Below are 18,320 nucleotides of genomic sequence, written 5' to 3'. Positions count from 1 at the left end.
CAGGTTAAAAGCAGCCCCTTTTTCATTTTATAAAAATAAAGAAAATAACGAACTTATTGATTGTTACGATTAAGCCAATGTGCTGAATCAATTAATGCCGCGCCTTTTGCTCTCATTTCTTCTAGTGCTTTTTCACTATCGTCATCTTGAATATTTACACCGCGACAACCGTCTGTAATGACTGAAACCTGATATCCTAATAACAATGCATCTAACACTGTAAATTTGATACAGTAATCCGTAGCAATTCCTAAAATATAAAGATGTTTTATATTTAACGTCTGTAAAAGTGTATGCAAACCTGTTTGGTATTCATGGTCGTTATCAAAAAAAGCACTATAACTATCAATAAGGGGGTTTTGCCCTTTGTAAATAATATGATTAATCAGTGCTTGGTTTAATTCAGGATGAAATGCAGCACCATAAGAATTTTGTACGCAATGTACTGGCCACCAAACTTGTGGTAATCCATTAAGTGTACCGATTTCTCCCACAACAGTGCCTGAATTTTCAGCAAAGCTAAGATGATCGGCTGGATGCCAGTCTAAACTGGCGATAATAGGATTTTTAGATTGCTTGAAACTATGAATAAGTTGGTTGGCTGTTTGTATAACGATGTCGCTTTCATTAACAGCTAATGCACCACCCGTACAAAAATCGTTTTGTATATCAACCAATAACAGTGCAGAATTTTTCACCACTTTTACCTTTAGATTAAACTTAGTCGTTATCGTCTAATGTCATTTCACCACGTAGGTTTTGTTGCATTAGTCGGCAAATTTCAGTGTAATTATATTGTTGGCTAAGGAGATAATGCAGTTTAGTTAATGTTGCTTCAAATGTCATATCAAAGCCACTGATCACTCCCGCTTCCGCTAATGCTTGACCTGTTGCATAACCTTCCATATTTACTCGACCAGAAATACATTGTGTAAGGTTGATAACAACAATACCACGCTCAGTTGCTTCACGTAGGGTAGAAAGTAGAGCCGGGTGTGATGGGGCATTACCGACACCATAAGAGCGCAATATTAAGGCTTTCACTGGTTGCATCAGGATATTTTTAACAACTTCATCTGAAAGACCCGGATAAATTGTGACAACACCGATAGGTTGAGGTGTAATATTATGTGCAGTAAATTCCCCATTTCTTTTTGGAAAGGAATTAATTTTAAATTGTTTGATATTAATACCCGCCTCTAACAGCGGTGCGCTATTTGGTGATGCAAAGGCATTGAAGCCATCAGCATGTGCTTTTACGGTGCGGTTTCCTCGATACAGCGTGTTATTAAAAAATAGAGCCACTTCATTAATTGGATGATGTGCGGCGAGATAAAGCGCATTTAATAGGTTTGTTTGTCCATCAGATCGTAAGGCTTCTAAAGGAATTTGAGAGCCAGTAACGATAATAGGCTTGCTAAGATTCTCAAACATAAAAGAGAGTGCAGAAGCGGTAAATGCCATGGTATCAGTACCATGAAGAATAACGAATCCATCATAGTTGTGATAATTTTCGCTAATATCATCAGCGATAGATTGCCAATCTTCTGGGGTAATATTTGAAGAGTCAATCAGTGGAAGATGCTCTTTGATTGTGAAATCAGGCATTTCTTCGCGATGGAACTCGGGCATTTTGGCTAATTGGCGTTGTAAATGTCCTGATACAGGAATATAGCCGTGTTCAGAATGTTGCATACCAATAGTACCACCTGTGTATACAACGTAGATTGATTTCTTTTGCATCAGACAAAACACTCTTATTAGGCTGTGAGAAATACCTGATTATAGGGAGTTTACAGAATAAAAAAAGGAAAGGATGCTAAAAAAAGAAAATAGAGATTAATGAATATCTGCTTTAAATCATTGTGTTAAAAATACTATTGATAAAAACGAGTAAAAAATAATCGTCAGTATATTATGCTAAATAAAGTTGGGAAAAAAAGAGAAAAACACCTGCCCTGAAAGAGCAGGTGTTGAGACAGAAACAGTTATTGAATATCACCACAAGATAAGCAATACGCATAACGGTTTTGCGGATCGTTCATATTGCGATAAAACTCTGTTTGTGTTTTAACTTCTTTTAAAACAGGCGCGGGTATATACGCTTGTAATGGATCTGGAAGGAGTGTCTTTGCGTTAGATGATAAACTCATTATGATCTGCTCTGACAGACTTAATTCTGGTTTCATCCAATCAATAACGGGCTCTTTAATTTTTGCCATTTTAGCGACAGCATCAATAGCGTCATCAAAATCACCAAACTCATCGACTAAACCCACATTTTTTGCATCTATTCCTACCCAGACACGACCTTGAGCAATACGATCAATTTGAGCAGGTGTTTTTTTCCGAGATTCTGCCACTAAATTAAGAAACGTTTTATAACCACTCTCGATATTTAGCTGTAAAAGCTCTGCAAATTCTTCAGGTAGTTTATTTGTGACAGATAATCCGGCTAATGGTGAAGTTGTGACACCGTCAGTATAAACACCAATAGACTCTAGGCTGTTTTCAAAGGTATTAATAACACCGAAAATACCAATAGAACCCGTTAATGTTGAAGGACTAGCTATAATCTTATTTGCAGGGGTTGAGATCCAATATCCCCCTGATGCTGCTAATCCTCCCATTGAAACAACGACATGCTTTTTCTGTTGTTTAAAGGCGGCGACTTCACTACGTATTTGTTCAGATGCTGAAACACTACCACCAGGGCTATTTACGCGTAAAACAAGCGCCCTAATATTTGGATCTAAACGTGCTTGGCGAATTTGATTAGCAATAGTTGAACCACCCGCAGAACCAGGGATGCTTTCACCATCAATAATGGCACCTTGAACAACGACTACGGCAATATTACCTTCATCACTTGCAGGTAATGATGAAGTTAACGTATCGGCATAATCATAAATGCTGATATTGTTAAATTGTTTGTTCTCTTTATCCCACTGGAAGGTTTCTGTCATATCTGCTTCAAATTGAGCATATGAGCTTACAGAATCCACTAATTTACGATTTAGCGCATAAGTTGCGTTATCCCCATCTGCATTGCGTAGCTGTGCAATCATCTCTTTTGCACCAGGGAAAACATCTTCTGTGGTAATGCTACGGTTTTCTGCCACTTGGGTTAAATAAGTAGACCACAATGCATTAACTAAACGTGATGAAGCTTCTCGAGATTCCGCAGACATGTCATTACGCATTAACGGTTCAACCGCCGATTTATACGTTCCTATGCGGAAAATATGAGTACTCACTTTTAAATTTTCTAACAGTGTTTTGTAATAGAGATTTTGAAAGCCAAAACCATAAACACCCACTGCACCTTGAGGTGTGAGATAAATTTTATCTGCATAAGAAGCGAGATAATATTGTGGCTGACTGTAATAGCCACTCACTGCAAAAATCGGTTTGCCTGTCTTTTTAAATTCATTAAGTGCTTTACCAATATAATTTAGCGAAGGCTGATCTGCGCCTGCAAATTCATCAAGTTTAAGCACCATACCTTTAATTTTCGGATCTTGAGAAGCTAGGCGTAGTGTATCGACGACTTCAAATAATGAATTTTCTTGGAGCTGGCTACTCGAAACACCTAAAAGCTCACGACCAACTTCTCCTAAAGGATTTTGGGTTGCCGTCTGGTCAACAATCACACCTTTAAGATCAACAAGAAGGGCACCTTCATAATCCATTGGTTTTTGTGCTTCTTTGCTAATTAAGAAAATACCAATGACCATAAAGAGAAGGAAAAAGAAAATAACGTTTAAGATTAATTTCCTGATAAAGTTAATGGCTTGCCAACTGAATTTTAATATTGCGCCGATTAACTCCATAATTTTATTCATATTATCTCCACATCATGTAAAGCTAAAATTTAATCCTAAACAGTCATGCTAGAATTATTGATAAGCAGGCTACATCCACATAATCTCATACTATTAAAACAAAAAATGTTGTTAGCAATAGAGAGAATAGCAACAACAATAAAGGAATATTCTAATATAGCTCTTATTGAATGTCTGTCATTGATTTTTAGGAAACCACTAATGATAACTTTTTACTTAAAGTGTTATTAAGTAAACATTTATCTTACGTAAAAATAGCTAAATAAGTTCACACAAAAAGGCATCAAAGTAATATAGGAAATCGTCGAATTAAAAAGAAAAATAAGATCAAAATAAGCTTAAATTAACTTAGTAAGCTAAGATTAATCATTTTATGAACAATAAATTACGATTAAATAACCACACAGCTGATTTTTAGAAAAATTCCCGCCTAAATCTGTGGATGGTGGTAATATAACAGTTTGTTATACTGCGAATTGATAAGAACTGTCCATCCCCATAAGAATGGGATCTTGCTAAAATAAAATGCTGACAGGAGAATAAAAATGGATGCATTAACACTGCTTTTGAACCGCCGTTCAGCTTCCCGACTGACTACTCCAGCCCCCGATAGTGAAGCCCTCAATATTATTTTACAAGCGGGTATGCGCGCGCCTGATCATGGTGCACTTAAGCCGTGGCATTTCGTTGTAATGCAAAATGAAGGCATTGAGCGTTTTAGCCAATTACTGCATAAAGCCGCGGTTGTGGGTAATTTAGGGCCAGAAGTTGAAGAAAAAGCAAAAAATGCACCTTTTCGTGCCCCATTGATCATCACGGTTATTGCGAAAGTGAAAGATCATCCTAAAGTTCCTGAATGGGAGCAAGTTGTTGCAGCCGGTTGTAGCGTACAAGCAATGCAAATGGCCGCTGTTGCTCAAGGATTTGGGGGAATTTGGCGTTCAGGCTCTTGGACTCATGATGAAGTTGTAAGAGAAGGACTTGGCTGTGGTGAACATGACCAGATTGTTGGTTTTCTTTATTTAGGCACGCCAGCCTTGAAGGCGCCAATGACGGTTTCTCCTGCTGACTTAACTGATTTTGTGACTTATTTTTAAAAAGGATGGCATGTTATGTCTGAAGCAATTCGTTTAACACAATACAGTCATGGTGCAGGTTGTGGTTGTAAAATCTCGCCAAAAGTTTTAGAAACCATTTTACATAGCGAACAAGCTAAATTTCATGATCCTCACTTACTTGTAGGTAATGAAACTAAAGATGATGCCGCTGTTTATGATTTAGGAAATGGCACAGGTATTATCAGTACCACTGATTTCTTTATGCCAATCGTTGATAATCCGTATGATTTTGGGCGTATCGCTGCCACGAATGCAATTAGCGATATTTTTGCAATGGGTGGAAAACCTATTATGGCGATCGCTATTTTAGGTTGGCCAATTAATAAACTGGCACCAGAAATTGCCCGTGAAGTGATTGAAGGTGGTCGAGCAGCTTGCCAAGAAGCAGGTATTTCACTGGCTGGTGGTCACTCAATTGATGCGCCAGAACCTATTTTTGGTCTTGCCGTAACAGGTGTCGTGCCTGTGAGCAAAGTGAAGAAAAACAGTGAAGCTAAAGCAGGATGTCAGCTTTTTTTAACTAAACCTTTGGGTATCGGTGTATTAACAACGGCTGAGAAGAAAGGTCTGCTAAAACCAGAACACCAAGGTTTAGCGACAGAAATTATGTGCCGTATGAATAAAGCCGGTTCTGATTTTTCTGATATCGAAGGCGTCACTGCAATGACGGACGTTACAGGGTTCGGTTTATTAGGGCATTTAAGCGAAATCTGTGATGGCTCAGGCGTACAAGCCACCATTCACTTCTCACAAGTACCAAGGTTACCAGAAGTAGAATCTTATATTGAACAAGGCTGTGTTCCTGGTGGTACGGGGCGTAACTTTGAAAGCTATGGCCATTTAATTGGTGAAATCACTGAAATGCAGCGTAAATTACTCTGTGATCCACAAACATCAGGCGGCTTATTATTAGCAGTATTGCCTGAAGCGGTTGAACAAGTGAAAGAAGTTGCCTCACGTTTTGATATCGAACTAACGTCTATTGGTGAGCTAACCGCACCAGTAGCTGGAAAAGCGTTAATTGAAGTGACTAACTAACGTAATGAGATTATTTATTGCAGAAAAACCCAGCCTTGCTCGCGCTATTGCTGATGTATTGCCAAAGCCTCATAAACGGGGCGATGGCTTTATTCTTTGTGGTGATAACCAGTATGTGACGTGGTGTGTTGGTCACTTACTTGAACAAGCTGAGCCGGATGCATACGACCCGCGGTACGCCCGCTGGTCGTTAGATGATTTGCCCATTATTCCTGAAAAATGGCAACTCAAGCCCCGAGCTGATGTTAAAAAACAGCTGGAAACCATCAAAACACTACTTAAGCAGGCAAAAGAAGTGATCCACGCGGGTGACCCCGATCGTGAAGGTCAGCTCTTAGTAGATGAAGTACTTAACTATTTAAATATCAGTGAAGAGCAAAGAAAACAGGCGCGTCGTTGCTTAATTAATGACTTAAACCCAGCAGCAGTGACGCGTGCTATTGATAAGCTACGTTATAACCATGAATTTGTACCATTGTGCGTATCTGCTTTAGCGCGAGCAAGAGCAGACTGGCTTTATGGTATTAACATGACTCGAGCCTATACGCTTTTAGGTCAACGCAATGGTTACCAAGGTGTGTTATCAGTAGGGCGAGTACAAACACCTGTATTAGGCTTAGTGGTTCGCCGTGATGAAGAAATTGAAAACTTCGTTCCTAAAGATTTCTTTGAAGTTAAAGCTCATGTTGTAACACCTGCCGATGAACGCTTTACTGCGATTTGGCAACCAAGTGAACATTGTGAACCTTGGCAAGATGAAGAAGGGCGATTATTAAATCGTAAACTTGCAGAACATGTTGTTGAGAGAATTCAAGGCAAGCCTGCGAATGTAACGGATTATCAAGATAAGCAAGAATCTGAAATAGCACCACTTCCTTTTTCGCTTTCCGCATTACAAATTGAAGCCGCAAAACGCTTTGGGTTAAGTGCACAACAAGTCTTAGATACATGCCAACGCCTATATGAAACGCATAAACTAATCACTTATCCGCGTTCTGACAGTCGTTATCTACCCGATGAACATTTTGCTGGCCGTCATGCTGTTATTAATGCGATTAGCACACATGATGCAAGTTTATTACCGCAAGATACCCTAGATATTGATAAAAAGAATCGTTGCTGGGATGACAAAAAAGTTGATGCTCACCATGCGATTATTCCAACGGCAAAAACGGGTAATATCTCATTAAGTGAAAATGAGAAAAATATTTATTATCTGGTGGCTCGCCAATATCTAATGCAATTTATGCCTGATGCTGTTTATCGTAAATGCGTTATTGAACTTGATATTGAAAATGGCAAATTTATCGCTAAAGCACGTTTTTTAGCGCAAGCTGGATGGCGAATATTATTAGGTGCGAAAGAGCAAGATGCTGAAAATGATGGTTCCGCATTACCAGTAGTGGCTAAAGGTGATGAATTACTGTGTGAAAAGGGAGAGATTGTTGAAAAGCAAACGCAACCTCCAAGACCTTTTACTGATGCAACATTGCTTTCTGCTATGACCGGAATTGCGCGCTTTGTTCAAGATAAAGAACTTAAGAAAATCCTCAGAGCGACGGATGGATTAGGTACTGAAGCAACAAGAGCGGGAATTATTGAGCTGTTATTTAAACGTGGCTTTTTGCAAAAGAAAGGGCGAGCCATTAATTCAACCCCAGCGGGTAGAGCATTAATTCATGTATTGCCAGATATGGCAACTTTACCGGATATGACAGCACACTGGGAATCGATACTTACGCAAATTAGTGAGAAGCAATTTAAATATCAAGATTTTATGATGCCGTTAAATAACACCTTGATAGAGTTGATTACTCAAGCGAAACGTCGCCCGAATATTCAAGCGTTCAGAAATCTTCCTGCACCGGCGCATAATAAAAAGCGCAAGACAGCAACTAAAGGAAGTAACAAATCAAACAGCACAAAAAATAAAGCGCAGAGTAAAGAAGCAACTACTGATAATTAAGCACAAATAAAAAGCACTTCCTCTATTAGGGAAGTGCTTTTACTGAATTAAGCTTTTATCTGATTAGATTTTAAATTCAGCCCAAACTGGTGCGTGATCAGATGGTTTTTCCATTCCACGGATCTCGTAATCAATTCCTGTTGAAATACAATTCTCCGCTAAGCAGCGACTTGCTAGAAGTAAGTCAATACGTAAGCCTCGGTTATCATCGAATCCTTTAGAGCGATAGTCAAACCATGAGAATTTATCATCAGCTTCAGGATGTTGTTGGCGGAATGTATCGGTTAATCCCCAACCCATTAAGGTTGCCAGCCATTCACGTTCTTCTGGTAAGAAAGAACATTTACCTGTTTTTAACCAGCGTTTCATATTATTTTCGCCAATACCAATATCTTTATCTGTTGGGCTGATATTTAAATCACCCATAATAAGTACAGGAGAAGTTGGTTTTAAGCTGGTGGTTAGGTAATTTTGCAGGTCAGCATAGAATTTTTCTTTTGCTGGAAATTTAGTTTCATGATCACGGCTTTCACCTTGAGGAAAATAACCGTTCATAACTGTTAATAAACCCGCTGGTGTTTCGATATCTGCCATAATCATGCGACGTTGAGCATCATCGTCATCGCCAGGAAAGCCTTTACGTACTGCAACAGGTTTTTCTTTTGTGAGTAAGGCAACCCCATAATGTCCTTTTTGACCATGATAGAAAACATGATAACCCAAGGCACCTACGGTATCTAATGGAAACATATCATCATGAACTTTCGTTTCTTGAAGTCCAATAACATCTGGCTGATGTTTTTCTATGATAGCTTCAAGTTGGTGAGGACGAGCGCGTAAACCATTAATGTTGAAAGAGACAAATTTCATGTGACTGTAACCATTTATATATTGAATAATAGGATGCCTTATACTAGCAGGATCATAAAATGAATGTAAGCAAATCACAGAGATGATGGCACAGCTTATCAAGAAAAAGATAAAATTAGATAAAAATAAAGGTCATTAAATAGAGTACGCTAATTTAATAAAAATAATTAATTGCATAACAAAAAATATTAATTAAACAAACTAGAAACATAAACTAATCTTTGATAGAAGAATATAAGTATTATTATTCTTTATATGTGAAGGATGATGACATAATAAAAATAATATTGTAGTTATAAATTGTATTCATTAAAAGGAGGTAAAAGAATATTTATATAAAACTACTTTTATATAAAATTAATTTTTAAATTAATTAATCACTATTTTATTTACATTAAATGAATCAGTGAAATTATTTTATTCTACACAGCAAAGGAATGGTGAATTATGTTTTTTTCTCGTAAGTTAGAAGCCTTTATGGCCGTAGTCGAAAATGGCTCGTTAAGTAAAGCAGCGCGGGTAATGAATCGCACGACGCCTCCCGTCGCTAAATCTATCAAAGACTTTGAAGCCGTGTTAGGAAAGCGTTTATTTAAGCGAGAGAAGTTTGGTATGAGTTTAACCCAAGAAGGTCTTGAGCTTTATAATGATTTGAAATCGCTCTATCTTCAGGAAAAAGAGATAACTAAAAAACATATCTCTGGGATTATAAATAATAGCATTCATGTTTATTATGATTGGGGAAAAAGTCAGTATTTAACTCAGTTTTATCAAGCAGCAAATAAAAATTATTCCCATATAAATATAATGCGATTTTCAAGAGAAAATTTTGAAGAAATACCCGACTATGATGGTAATACATTAATATTAAGTTCTGAGAGAATTATTAGTGAAAAATTTAGTCTTCTTCATAAAATAGAAAATAAACACTTGGGTATTTGTTGTCAAAAAACACTTGTGAATAGTGTGAATAATAATATCGATAGGCTTTTAAGTGAAAATATTTGGTTATGTGATCCGGCATTATACAAAACAGCTAAGATAAAAAAATTAGAGAGTGAAATCGGGGATAGAGGAAAGTCTGTGAGTGTTAGAATAATGGATGATCTTAATTGCTGTTTGCGTTTTATTCAAACGCATCATTCTCTTTTATTAACAGATGAAAACCCATTGAAAAGTGAGTATGAAGCAGACTTATGCTTTATACCATTAACTCAACCTGAAATACGGTATAGCTGTTATATCTACAAATCTAAGTACCATTCAAGTGTGTTGAATCGATTTTTGGATTTAATTGATAATATGGAATAAAAAGAATTTTATGAAGTAAAACTAGGAGGAAATGGTGGTGGGAGAAGGATTCGAACCTTCGAAGTCTGTGACGGCAGATTTACAGTCTGCTCCCTTTGGCCGCTTGGGTATCCCACCAACATTAAATTGTTTTGCTGTCCGTGACAGCGGGCGCAATAATACCAAATACCTGAGATCTGTAAAGCGCTATTTTACTAAAAACAGACTGATTGCTGTAAAATTGTGCGCATCGTTCAAGGTTTATGCGCTATCGTATTGATTTTAAGTAATATCATCTCTATTAATAAGAGATAAAAATAAACCGCGATATGTTTTATATCGCGGTTTACATTTAGATAGTCACAGAGTTTGCGTTATTAGTGACAGAAAACTTATAAAATGATTGTTCTGTTACCGTAAACGAAAACACGTTGTGAAAGTACCCAATATAAAGCATGGCTAAGAACATTCTTTTCAACATCTCGACCCGCTCTCATCATATCTTCAGCAGAAAACGTATGGTCAACATTAATCACATTTTGAGTGATGATTGGGCCTTCATCTAAATTATCATTTACGTAGTGTGCTGTTGCACCAATGATTTTAACACCGCGCTCATAAGCCTGATGATAAGGGCGTGCACCAATAAAGGCAGGTAAGAAGGAGTGGTGAATATTGATAATTTGATTTGGGAAGTTTTGTACAAATGCAGGTGTTAATACACGCATGTATTTTGCAAGTACAACATAATCAGGTTTGTATTGATTAATTTGTGCAATTAACTTTTCATCATGTTGATCACGGGTTAAGCCTTCATGGCTAACAAGATGGAAAGGAATACCAAATTGTTCTACTAAATGTTTTAGCGTATCGTGATTACCAATGACGGCGGCAATTTCAACATCCAAATCACCAAATGCACTTTTCATTAATAAGTCACCCAAGCAGTGTGCTTCTTTTGTCACCATAATGACAATGCGACGACGGCCTGCGGTATTTAATTCACGTTTTGAGCCTTGTGGTAAGGCGTCATCTAAATCTGCAAGAAAGGTTTCATCATTAAAGATACCTTCAAGCTCGGTGCGCATAAAAAAGCGACCTGTACGATGATCAACAAACTCACTATTTTGAACAATATTTAATTGATGTTTGTAGCAAATATTTGTGATTTTAGCGATAAGTCCTTTTGCATCAGGGCAAATAGTACGCAGTATTTTTTTTTGAGTATTTTGGTGTTGCATGTATGGATAAATCCTTTCTTTTACTTCTGTGTTTGCAGTTATTTGATGTTATTTTCACAACATTTTTTGTATTTACGTCCGGAACCACAGGGGCAGGGATCGTTTCGTCCCACTTTCGGTTTCACACCGTCAATATAAAACCAACAGTCATCTATTTTTAGAAAACGAGAGCGTTCATGTAAGTACTGTTTATCATCGGCATTTCTTTCAATAAAGCAAGCCGAGAATTCAACATATGCCTCATTTTTATTTGTGCTTGCTTGCGATGAGATAACATTGAGTCCAAGCCATTGTGTATTTGGAAAGCCTGAAACTAATTCATCATGCAAGGAGGCAACACGACAAGAGGGATGCCACGACTTTATTAAGTAATCAGCATTATGTTTAACAAACGCGCTATAACGCGAACGCATCAATGCTTCTGCTGTTGGGGCGTTTTTTTGACCTAAATGGTAAGGCTCACAGCAATCAGAGTAGAATAATTGGCTATTGCAGGGGCATAAACTCGACAAAATAATGTCCTAACTCATGTTATCAGTATGACGATTTCCCATAGATTGAAAAAAGTAACGATTGGGAATAATTAACGTCAATGTTGAACTAAACTAATAATGTAGCGCTAATTAATCAGCATGTGAAACGATAGTTACCGGAGTCACCAATGAACAAAGCATTAGTGGGTAAAAAAATCTTGATAATTGATGATGAGGTCGTTTTTCGCACAATGTTGACGGAATATTTCTCACATGAGAAGGCTTGCGTTTATACAACAGATAACGGTAGCCAAGCATTATCTTTATTAGAAGGGGGATTGCTTCCTGATCTTATTTTATGTGATATCCGTATGCCAGTAATGAATGGCCCCACTTTTTTGTGTCATCTTGAACAACGTAAACTGGCTATTCCCGTTATTGCTATTTCATGTACAGATAATATGGCTGAAATAGATGATATGTTGCGTTTAGGGGCACAAGAGATTTTTCTTAAGCCAATAACACATCTTGATAAATTAAAACAAAAAGTGATTGAAGTATTATGCCCTGGCTTTTTTGAATCAGTATTAATAGAAGGTATACATTTAGAACCACTTTGGAATAGCTTACGAAAAGATACCCATTATATTCAATCGTTCATAAAACAGATGCAACCTCAGGTTAAGCAGGTTGTTGCAGGATATTGTGTTAATTATCGTCAATTAAATGATATCGCTAAAATGGGTTTGTTATTTGATATTGCGGCTTTATCAGAAGATCAAATTATTTTTTATTGTGTCGATATATCGAGAGATGATGAAAATGGACTTTTGGTCGCTTTACTCTTACGAGTTGTTTTTAATGATGTATTAAAGTCATCAGAAAAAGTACGATCTTTACCAAGTATGTATAATATGTTGAATAAGCTAAATAAAATGCTTAATGAGATTGGTGTGAAAGGACAATTCCCTATTACACTCGGTTATTATCATACTCAGAAAAAAAATATACTATTAGCCTCAGCAGGTTTAAAAGCTGAAATAAAAACAGAAAGTAAAAAATTTGAATTAAATAGCGGTATCCCCTTAGGTACATTGCAACTTTTATATATTAATCAAGTAAAATGTGAGGGAACAAATTGGCAATGTAAAATTTGGGATAACACAAATCAGATTAAATTAATGTTTTCCCCTATCTATAAAAGTTAAATTTAGATTAAATAACAATAGAATATCGTGCATATATTAAACATAAATGAAGAACTATCTCAATTAACGGATAGGACTCTGTTTATCCTTAGATATTAGCTGGTATACTCTGGCGATTATTTTTAATTGTACCCATTCATATCTGAAAGTAGAACGGTACGAATTGCAGGAGAAGTATAATGTCATCAGCAGTGCGTAAAGTTAGAAAAGCGGTGATCCCTGTTGCTGGATTAGGAACAAGAATGCTACCTGCAACCAAGGCAATTCCAAAAGAGATGTTGCCAGTGGTTGATAAGCCTCTTATTCAATATGTAGTGAATGAATGTATTGCAGCAGGTATTAATGAAATTGTACTTGTTACACATTCATCTAAAAATTCAATTGAAAACCATTTTGATACGAGTTTTGAATTAGAAGCGATTTTAGAAAAACGAGTTAAACGCCAGTTATTAGAAGAAGTACAAGGTATTTGTCCAAGTCATGTCACCATTATGCAAACTCGTCAGGGAATAGCAAAAGGATTAGGTCATGCCATTTTATGTGCTAAACCATTAATTGGTGATGAACCTTTCGCTGTTATCCTGCCTGATGTTATTTTAGATAGATACAGTGCTGATTTAACGAAAGTTAACTTAAAAGAGATGCTTTCTCACTTTGAACGTTCAGGTGCAAGTCAAATCCTTGTTGAACCTGTTCCTGAAGATGAAGTCTCTAATTATGGTATTGTCGATTGCATGGGCGAAAACTTATGCCCAGGTGATAGTAAACCAATTACTCGTGTTGTTGAAAAACCTAAGAAAGAAGAAGCACCTTCGAATTTATCTATTGTAGGGCGTTATGTGTTATCTGAAAGTATTTGGCCACTATTAGCGAAAACAGCGCCTGGTGCTGGGGATGAAATTCAGTTAACTGATGCAATTGCAATGCTGATTGAAAAAGAAGCTGTTGAAGCTTATCACCTACAAGGGAAGAGCCACGATTGTGGTAATAAATTAGGTTATATGAAAGCCTTCGTAGAGTACGGAATACAGCACGAAGAGTTTGGTGAAGACTTTGCACAATGGCTAAAATCATTAAAAATACAGTGAAATAAAGCCTATTAATAATCATTTATATGGTTAATCTCGTTGTATAATTCCCGCAAATGCATGATGCATAATAAGCTGATTATTTTATGGGAAAAGCTAGATAAAGCGATTGTAAGAGATTAAGGTATGGCTCAATGCATTTAGTATTGAGCCATGTTGATTTCTGTAATGTATGAATGAGATGATGTTGAGCGTTATGATGTTTAATCGAGGTGATATTAAGCATGATAGCGTTGACATAAAAATAAATTATTGGGTTATTTGAGTAATAATATGAAAATATTGGTAACAGGTGCTGCGGGTTTTATTGGCTATCACATGAGTCAGCGTTTAATCGAAATGGGTTATCATGTTGTCGGAATAGATAACATGAATGATTATTATGATGTACGCTTAAAAGAAGCTCGATTAGCTAAATTACAACAGCTAGAAAAATTCCATTTTGAGAAACTTGATATCGTTGACTCAGCAAAAGTGGCTCAATTATTTGTATCACACCAATTTGACCGAGTTATTCATTTAGCAGCTCAACCGGGTGTTCGCTATTCAATTGAAAACCCAATGGCATATATCGATGCGAATATTGTCGGTCATATTAATATATTAGAAGGATGCCGCCATAATAAAGTCGGACATCTTATCTACTCATCTTCAAGCTCTGTTTATGGTTTAAATCAGAAACAGCCTTTCTCAACAGAAGATAGCGTTGATCACCCAGTTTCATTATATGCAGCAACAAAGAAAGCCAATGAGTTAATGTCTCATAGCTATTCACATTTATATCAATTACCGACAACGGGATTACGTTTCTTCACGGTATATGGTCCTTGGGGACGTCCTGATATGGCATTATTTAAATTCACCAAGGCAATGCTAGCTGGTGAACCTATTGATGTTTATAACGGTGGAAATATGACGCGTGATTTCACTTATGTTGATGATATTGTGGGATCAGTTGTCCGATTGATTAATGTTGTACCAAAAGCAGATGAAAACTGGACAGTAGAAAAAGGCGAAACATCTTCAAGTTCTGCCCCTTATAAAATCTATAATGTGGGTAATGGGCAACCAACTAAATTGATGGCATTCATTGAAGCGATAGAAAAATCATTAAATATTAAAGCCAAATTAAATTTAATGCCGATGCAAGATGGTGATGTTCTTTCTACTTGTGCTGATTGCCAAGACTTGTCTGAAACAATCGGTTTTTCTCCGAATACAGAAGTAGAATACGGCGTAAAACAGTTTGTCGATTGGTATTTAAGTTATTATAAAAATTAATAATATTAGTTTAATTAACTCAAAGAAAAAAGGAGCTATAAAAGCTCCTTTTTCATTATAAATAAAAATAAATAACGCAGTTATTACATTTTTTATTTTTGCTTACTCACATCTAATACAAACAACATCAGCACATATTAAAATTAAACGCTTGTTTAATTAAATGGAGTAAACAAGAAAATACCCTTCTAAATAATTAAAAGGGTATTTCAAATAGAGTATTGACTTAAATTACAGCAGGAAATCGTCTAATGATTTGCCTTCTTCATCAATAGCACGTTTGATTACAGCTGGTGTACGACCTTGGCCTGTCCAAGTTTTAGTTTCACCATTTTCATCAACGTAAGAGTATTTAGCAGGGCGAGCAGCACGTTTAGCACGGCCTGTTTTATTAACAGCACTTGCTTCAAGTAAGTCTGTTGGATCAATACCGGCTTCTTCTAACATTTCACGGTATTTTTGTAATTTCTGAACACGTTCTTCTTCAGCTGCTTTTTCTAATGAGAATTCTTCACGACGCTCATTAACGACAACTTCGAGTTTCTCCAGCATTTCTTCTAAAGTTTCTAAAGAAGTTTCTCTTGCTTGTGCACGAAGAGTACGGATGTTATTTAATATTTTTAAAGATTCGCTCATTTTCCTGGTCTCAAATAAATGTTGTTGGCTGATGTAATACTAATAATAGATTGCTATTTAAATTTCTGCAATACCTAAATACAAACCTTACGTAAAATTTCTTTTTTTTAAACTAATATCTCAACGAAAAAAATAATAAAAGTTGAGGCATCTTTAGTCAATAAAGGAAATATTAGTAAGGAAATGCATCTTTTAACTGATGATAGCGCTAATGCTAAAGAATAGAAAGCTTTGTTCATTTTTTTATAATAACGGACTTTTTTCTAAAAATGGAATCGGACTAACTTTCATACTTTAATAAAGGTATATCAAGGTGTGTTTTAATATGTTAAGTACTTATTAAAGCTATTTATTTTTTAAGCAAAAATTAGCATTAACAACGAACTTCATCTTTCGGTGGTATATCTAGAATAGAAATAAAGGTAATAAATACTTGTTATGGATAACTTGTAGATTGTTTATGTTAGACTGTCGCTCGTGAAAATAAACACTATTTAAGGAGTGAGCTGATGGCTCAACTTTACTTTTATTATTCAGCCATGAATGCTGGAAAATCAACATCTTTATTGCAATCCTCTTATAACTATAATGAACGAGGAATGCGTACATTGATTTTTACTGCGGCTATTGATACACGCTTTGCAAAGGGGAAGATTAGCTCAAGAATAGGATTAAGTGCGGATGCATTACTTTTTAGTGATGATATGAATATTCGTGACGTTATTGTTGCTGAGCATAACAAACAGACTATTCACTGTGTATTGATTGATGAGTGCCAATTTTTAAGTAAGGCACATGTCGAACAACTTTGCGAAATAACGGATACCTATGATATTCCCGTTCTCACTTATGGTCTCAGAACAGATTTTAGAGGTGAGTTATTTACAGGTAGTGCTTATTTATTAGCATGGGCTGATAAACTGGTAGAACTTAAAACAGTATGTTACTGCGGTAGAAAGGCAAATAAAGTATTACGCTTAGATGATAAAGGAAATGTACTGAGTGATGGTGCTCAAGTTGAAATAGGCGGGAATGAAAAATATGTTTCAGTCTGCCGTAAGCATTATACACAGGCAACCCTAAAAGGGTGTATTGAACAAGAGTAACCTTTTCAATTTCCCTCTTTTACTAATTTGTCAGGGTGAAAGAGGGGGGATTAAATAAGAATTCAAATAAAGTGTTATATTACGTAATACTAAAAAATATTTATATATTTTTAAATTTTAGCCAATTTATTGGCTTTTTTTATATCAAATTGCAGTGAGCTTGATTTTCCTCTGTGAAGATATGTTATTTTTTGATGGGAAAATTTATTTATTTCACCGATTTCATTATCATTAATCAAAAAAGACATAATCAAATATACGTAAGGTGTTTGTTTTGTGATGCCGATATTGTTTTTTACAAATGATAAGAGAGTGAAACATTTGATGCATTTATATTATTCATAGTTTAATAAAATTGAATAAAGATAGTCATAAAATACTAAAAAATATTTATTTTATCTATGGTTTGTATAATGAAACATTTATATCGGGTTTTATAGATGCTGATTATAGGATGCTTAAGTTGCTATTGAATAAATAGAACTCTTCACTTTATGCCTGTCAATGTGGATAAACAGGCCTCTTCCATACTCCTAAAGGAGTAATTTCTAAGTGGAATGCACAAATAGCAACCTTTATTACGTTAGCAAGCCAGTAAGCCTCATTTTGATAATATTTTATTGAAACTATGTTTTTTATAAATCCAATGTAGCTATGGATATAAGATATTTATATTTCTATATTTTGATCACTAATTAATAATCAAAACGATGAAGTTTAGTTATTTCTATGGGGTAAGAATAAAAGTACGATTGTAAATCGTAAAGAGAACAGGATGGTTTTAAATAACATTCGTTATAGTCATTTTATGAAGAAAATAAGGTAAGAATGAAATAATTATGCCAACTAATGAAAGAGGGGGGGAGTTTAATACGCCCTGTAATCACCCATAAGGCATTTTTTATAATAGGGCAATGCCAATGTGTAACTTGAATGATAAGTCGCTCAGCGTCTTTTCTAGAACCAATTATGAACGTATAAAGGAAGACACTATTTTTATAGTAAAAATAAAACCCAGCAACTAAGTGTAAACACCTATCATTTATAACTAAATAGTGACTTATCTCGCCTTATTCCTTAATCTCAGAAATCAGTAGCAAAATACACATAAACAAATGATCAGCCATAAAAAAACCCAGCCATAGGACTGGGTTTCTGTT

15 protein-coding genes and 1 tRNA gene are annotated in these 18,320 nt (G+C 35.9%); 8 read left to right on the top strand and 8 right to left on the bottom strand.

Annotation, left to right across the window (positions count from 1 at the left end):
* Positions 1–53 precede the first annotated feature (53 nt).
* From pncA to sppA, 3 genes are all read right to left on the bottom strand, one after another.
* Positions 54–698 (bottom strand): bifunctional nicotinamidase/pyrazinamidase, encoded by a 645-nt coding sequence (gene pncA, locus CBE70_RS17220; protein WP_100160295.1) that lies wholly within the window; start codon positions 696–698, stop codon positions 54–56.
* Positions 699–720: 22 nt separating this feature from the next.
* Positions 721–1,743, bottom strand: coding sequence for an asparaginase (ansA, locus tag CBE70_RS17215; protein ID WP_100160294.1), 1,023 nt, complete (start codon positions 1,741–1,743; stop codon positions 721–723).
* 245 nt (positions 1,744–1,988) lie between these two features.
* Entirely contained in the window at positions 1,989–3,845 is a 1,857-nt protein-coding gene (gene sppA / locus CBE70_RS17210) for a signal peptide peptidase SppA (protein WP_100160293.1), read from the bottom strand.
* Between the two features lie 545 nt (positions 3,846–4,390).
* On the opposite strand from sppA, the gene CBE70_RS17205 reads away from it, so the two are divergent.
* From CBE70_RS17205 to CBE70_RS17195, 3 genes are read left to right on the top strand one after another with little or no spacing between them, the layout of a single operon-like run.
* Positions 4,391–4,942: an NAD(P)H nitroreductase gene (locus tag CBE70_RS17205; protein WP_100160292.1), complete on the top strand. Its 552-nt coding sequence runs from the start codon at positions 4,391–4,393 to the stop codon at positions 4,940–4,942.
* 15 nt (positions 4,943–4,957) lie between these two features.
* Entirely contained in the window at positions 4,958–6,001 is a 1,044-nt protein-coding gene (gene selD, locus CBE70_RS17200; RefSeq protein ID WP_088495360.1) for a selenide, water dikinase SelD, read from the top strand.
* 4 nt (positions 6,002–6,005) lie between these two features.
* Positions 6,006–7,967, top strand: a complete 1,962-nt coding sequence (locus CBE70_RS17195) for a DNA topoisomerase III (protein ID WP_100160291.1) — start codon at positions 6,006–6,008, stop codon at positions 7,965–7,967.
* Positions 7,968–8,030: 63 nt separating this feature from the next.
* Here CBE70_RS17195 and xthA read toward each other — a convergent pair whose 3' ends face one another.
* Positions 8,031–8,837: an exodeoxyribonuclease III gene (gene xthA / locus CBE70_RS17190; RefSeq protein ID WP_100160290.1), complete on the bottom strand. Its 807-nt coding sequence runs from the start codon at positions 8,835–8,837 to the stop codon at positions 8,031–8,033.
* Between the two features lie 447 nt (positions 8,838–9,284).
* Here xthA and CBE70_RS17185 point away from each other — a divergent pair, with 447 nt between their 5' ends.
* Positions 9,285–10,148, top strand: a complete 864-nt coding sequence (locus CBE70_RS17185) for a LysR family transcriptional regulator (protein ID WP_100160289.1) — start codon at positions 9,285–9,287, stop codon at positions 10,146–10,148.
* A gap of 32 nt (positions 10,149–10,180) precedes the next feature.
* Here CBE70_RS17185 and CBE70_RS17180 read toward each other — a convergent pair.
* From CBE70_RS17180 to CBE70_RS17170, 3 genes are all read right to left on the bottom strand, one after another.
* Positions 10,181–10,265: transfer RNA gene (locus tag CBE70_RS17180), tRNA-Tyr, on the bottom strand.
* Positions 10,266–10,519: 254 nt separating this feature from the next.
* A complete protein-coding gene (purU, locus tag CBE70_RS17175) occupies positions 10,520–11,368 on the bottom strand; it encodes a formyltetrahydrofolate deformylase (RefSeq protein WP_069368973.1) in 849 nt (282 codons plus the stop codon).
* Positions 11,369–11,406: 38 nt separating this feature from the next.
* Positions 11,407–11,880, bottom strand: coding sequence for a YchJ family protein (locus CBE70_RS17170; RefSeq protein WP_100160288.1), 474 nt, complete (start codon positions 11,878–11,880; stop codon positions 11,407–11,409).
* Between the two features lie 149 nt (positions 11,881–12,029).
* Between CBE70_RS17170 and rssB the strand changes: the two genes are divergently transcribed.
* From rssB to CBE70_RS17155, 3 genes are all read left to right on the top strand, one after another.
* On the top strand, positions 12,030–13,049 hold the full coding sequence (gene rssB / locus CBE70_RS17165; RefSeq protein WP_100160287.1) for a two-component system response regulator RssB: 1,020 nt from the start codon (positions 12,030–12,032) through the stop codon (positions 13,047–13,049).
* Positions 13,050–13,228: 179 nt separating this feature from the next.
* Positions 13,229–14,137: a UTP--glucose-1-phosphate uridylyltransferase GalU gene (gene galU / locus CBE70_RS17160; protein ID WP_098942564.1), complete on the top strand. Its 909-nt coding sequence runs from the start codon at positions 13,229–13,231 to the stop codon at positions 14,135–14,137.
* 273 nt (positions 14,138–14,410) lie between these two features.
* Positions 14,411–15,418 (top strand): NAD-dependent epimerase, encoded by a 1,008-nt coding sequence (locus tag CBE70_RS17155; protein ID WP_100160286.1) that lies wholly within the window; start codon positions 14,411–14,413, stop codon positions 15,416–15,418.
* Between the two features lie 231 nt (positions 15,419–15,649).
* On the opposite strand, the gene hns is transcribed toward CBE70_RS17155, so the two are convergent.
* A complete protein-coding gene (gene hns / locus CBE70_RS17150; RefSeq protein WP_088495367.1) occupies positions 15,650–16,054 on the bottom strand; it encodes a histone-like nucleoid-structuring protein H-NS in 405 nt (134 codons plus the stop codon).
* 509 nt (positions 16,055–16,563) lie between these two features.
* On the opposite strand from hns, the gene CBE70_RS17145 reads away from it, so the two are divergent.
* Complete coding sequence (locus tag CBE70_RS17145) at positions 16,564–17,160, top strand: thymidine kinase (protein WP_100160285.1); 597 nt, start codon at positions 16,564–16,566, stop codon at positions 17,158–17,160.
* Positions 17,161–18,320 lie beyond the last annotated feature (1,160 nt).

Source organism: Proteus columbae (genome assembly GCF_002777965.1).
Classification (GTDB): domain Bacteria; phylum Pseudomonadota; class Gammaproteobacteria; order Enterobacterales; family Enterobacteriaceae; genus Proteus; species Proteus columbae.
This window is presented reverse-complemented; position numbering and strand designations above follow the sequence as displayed.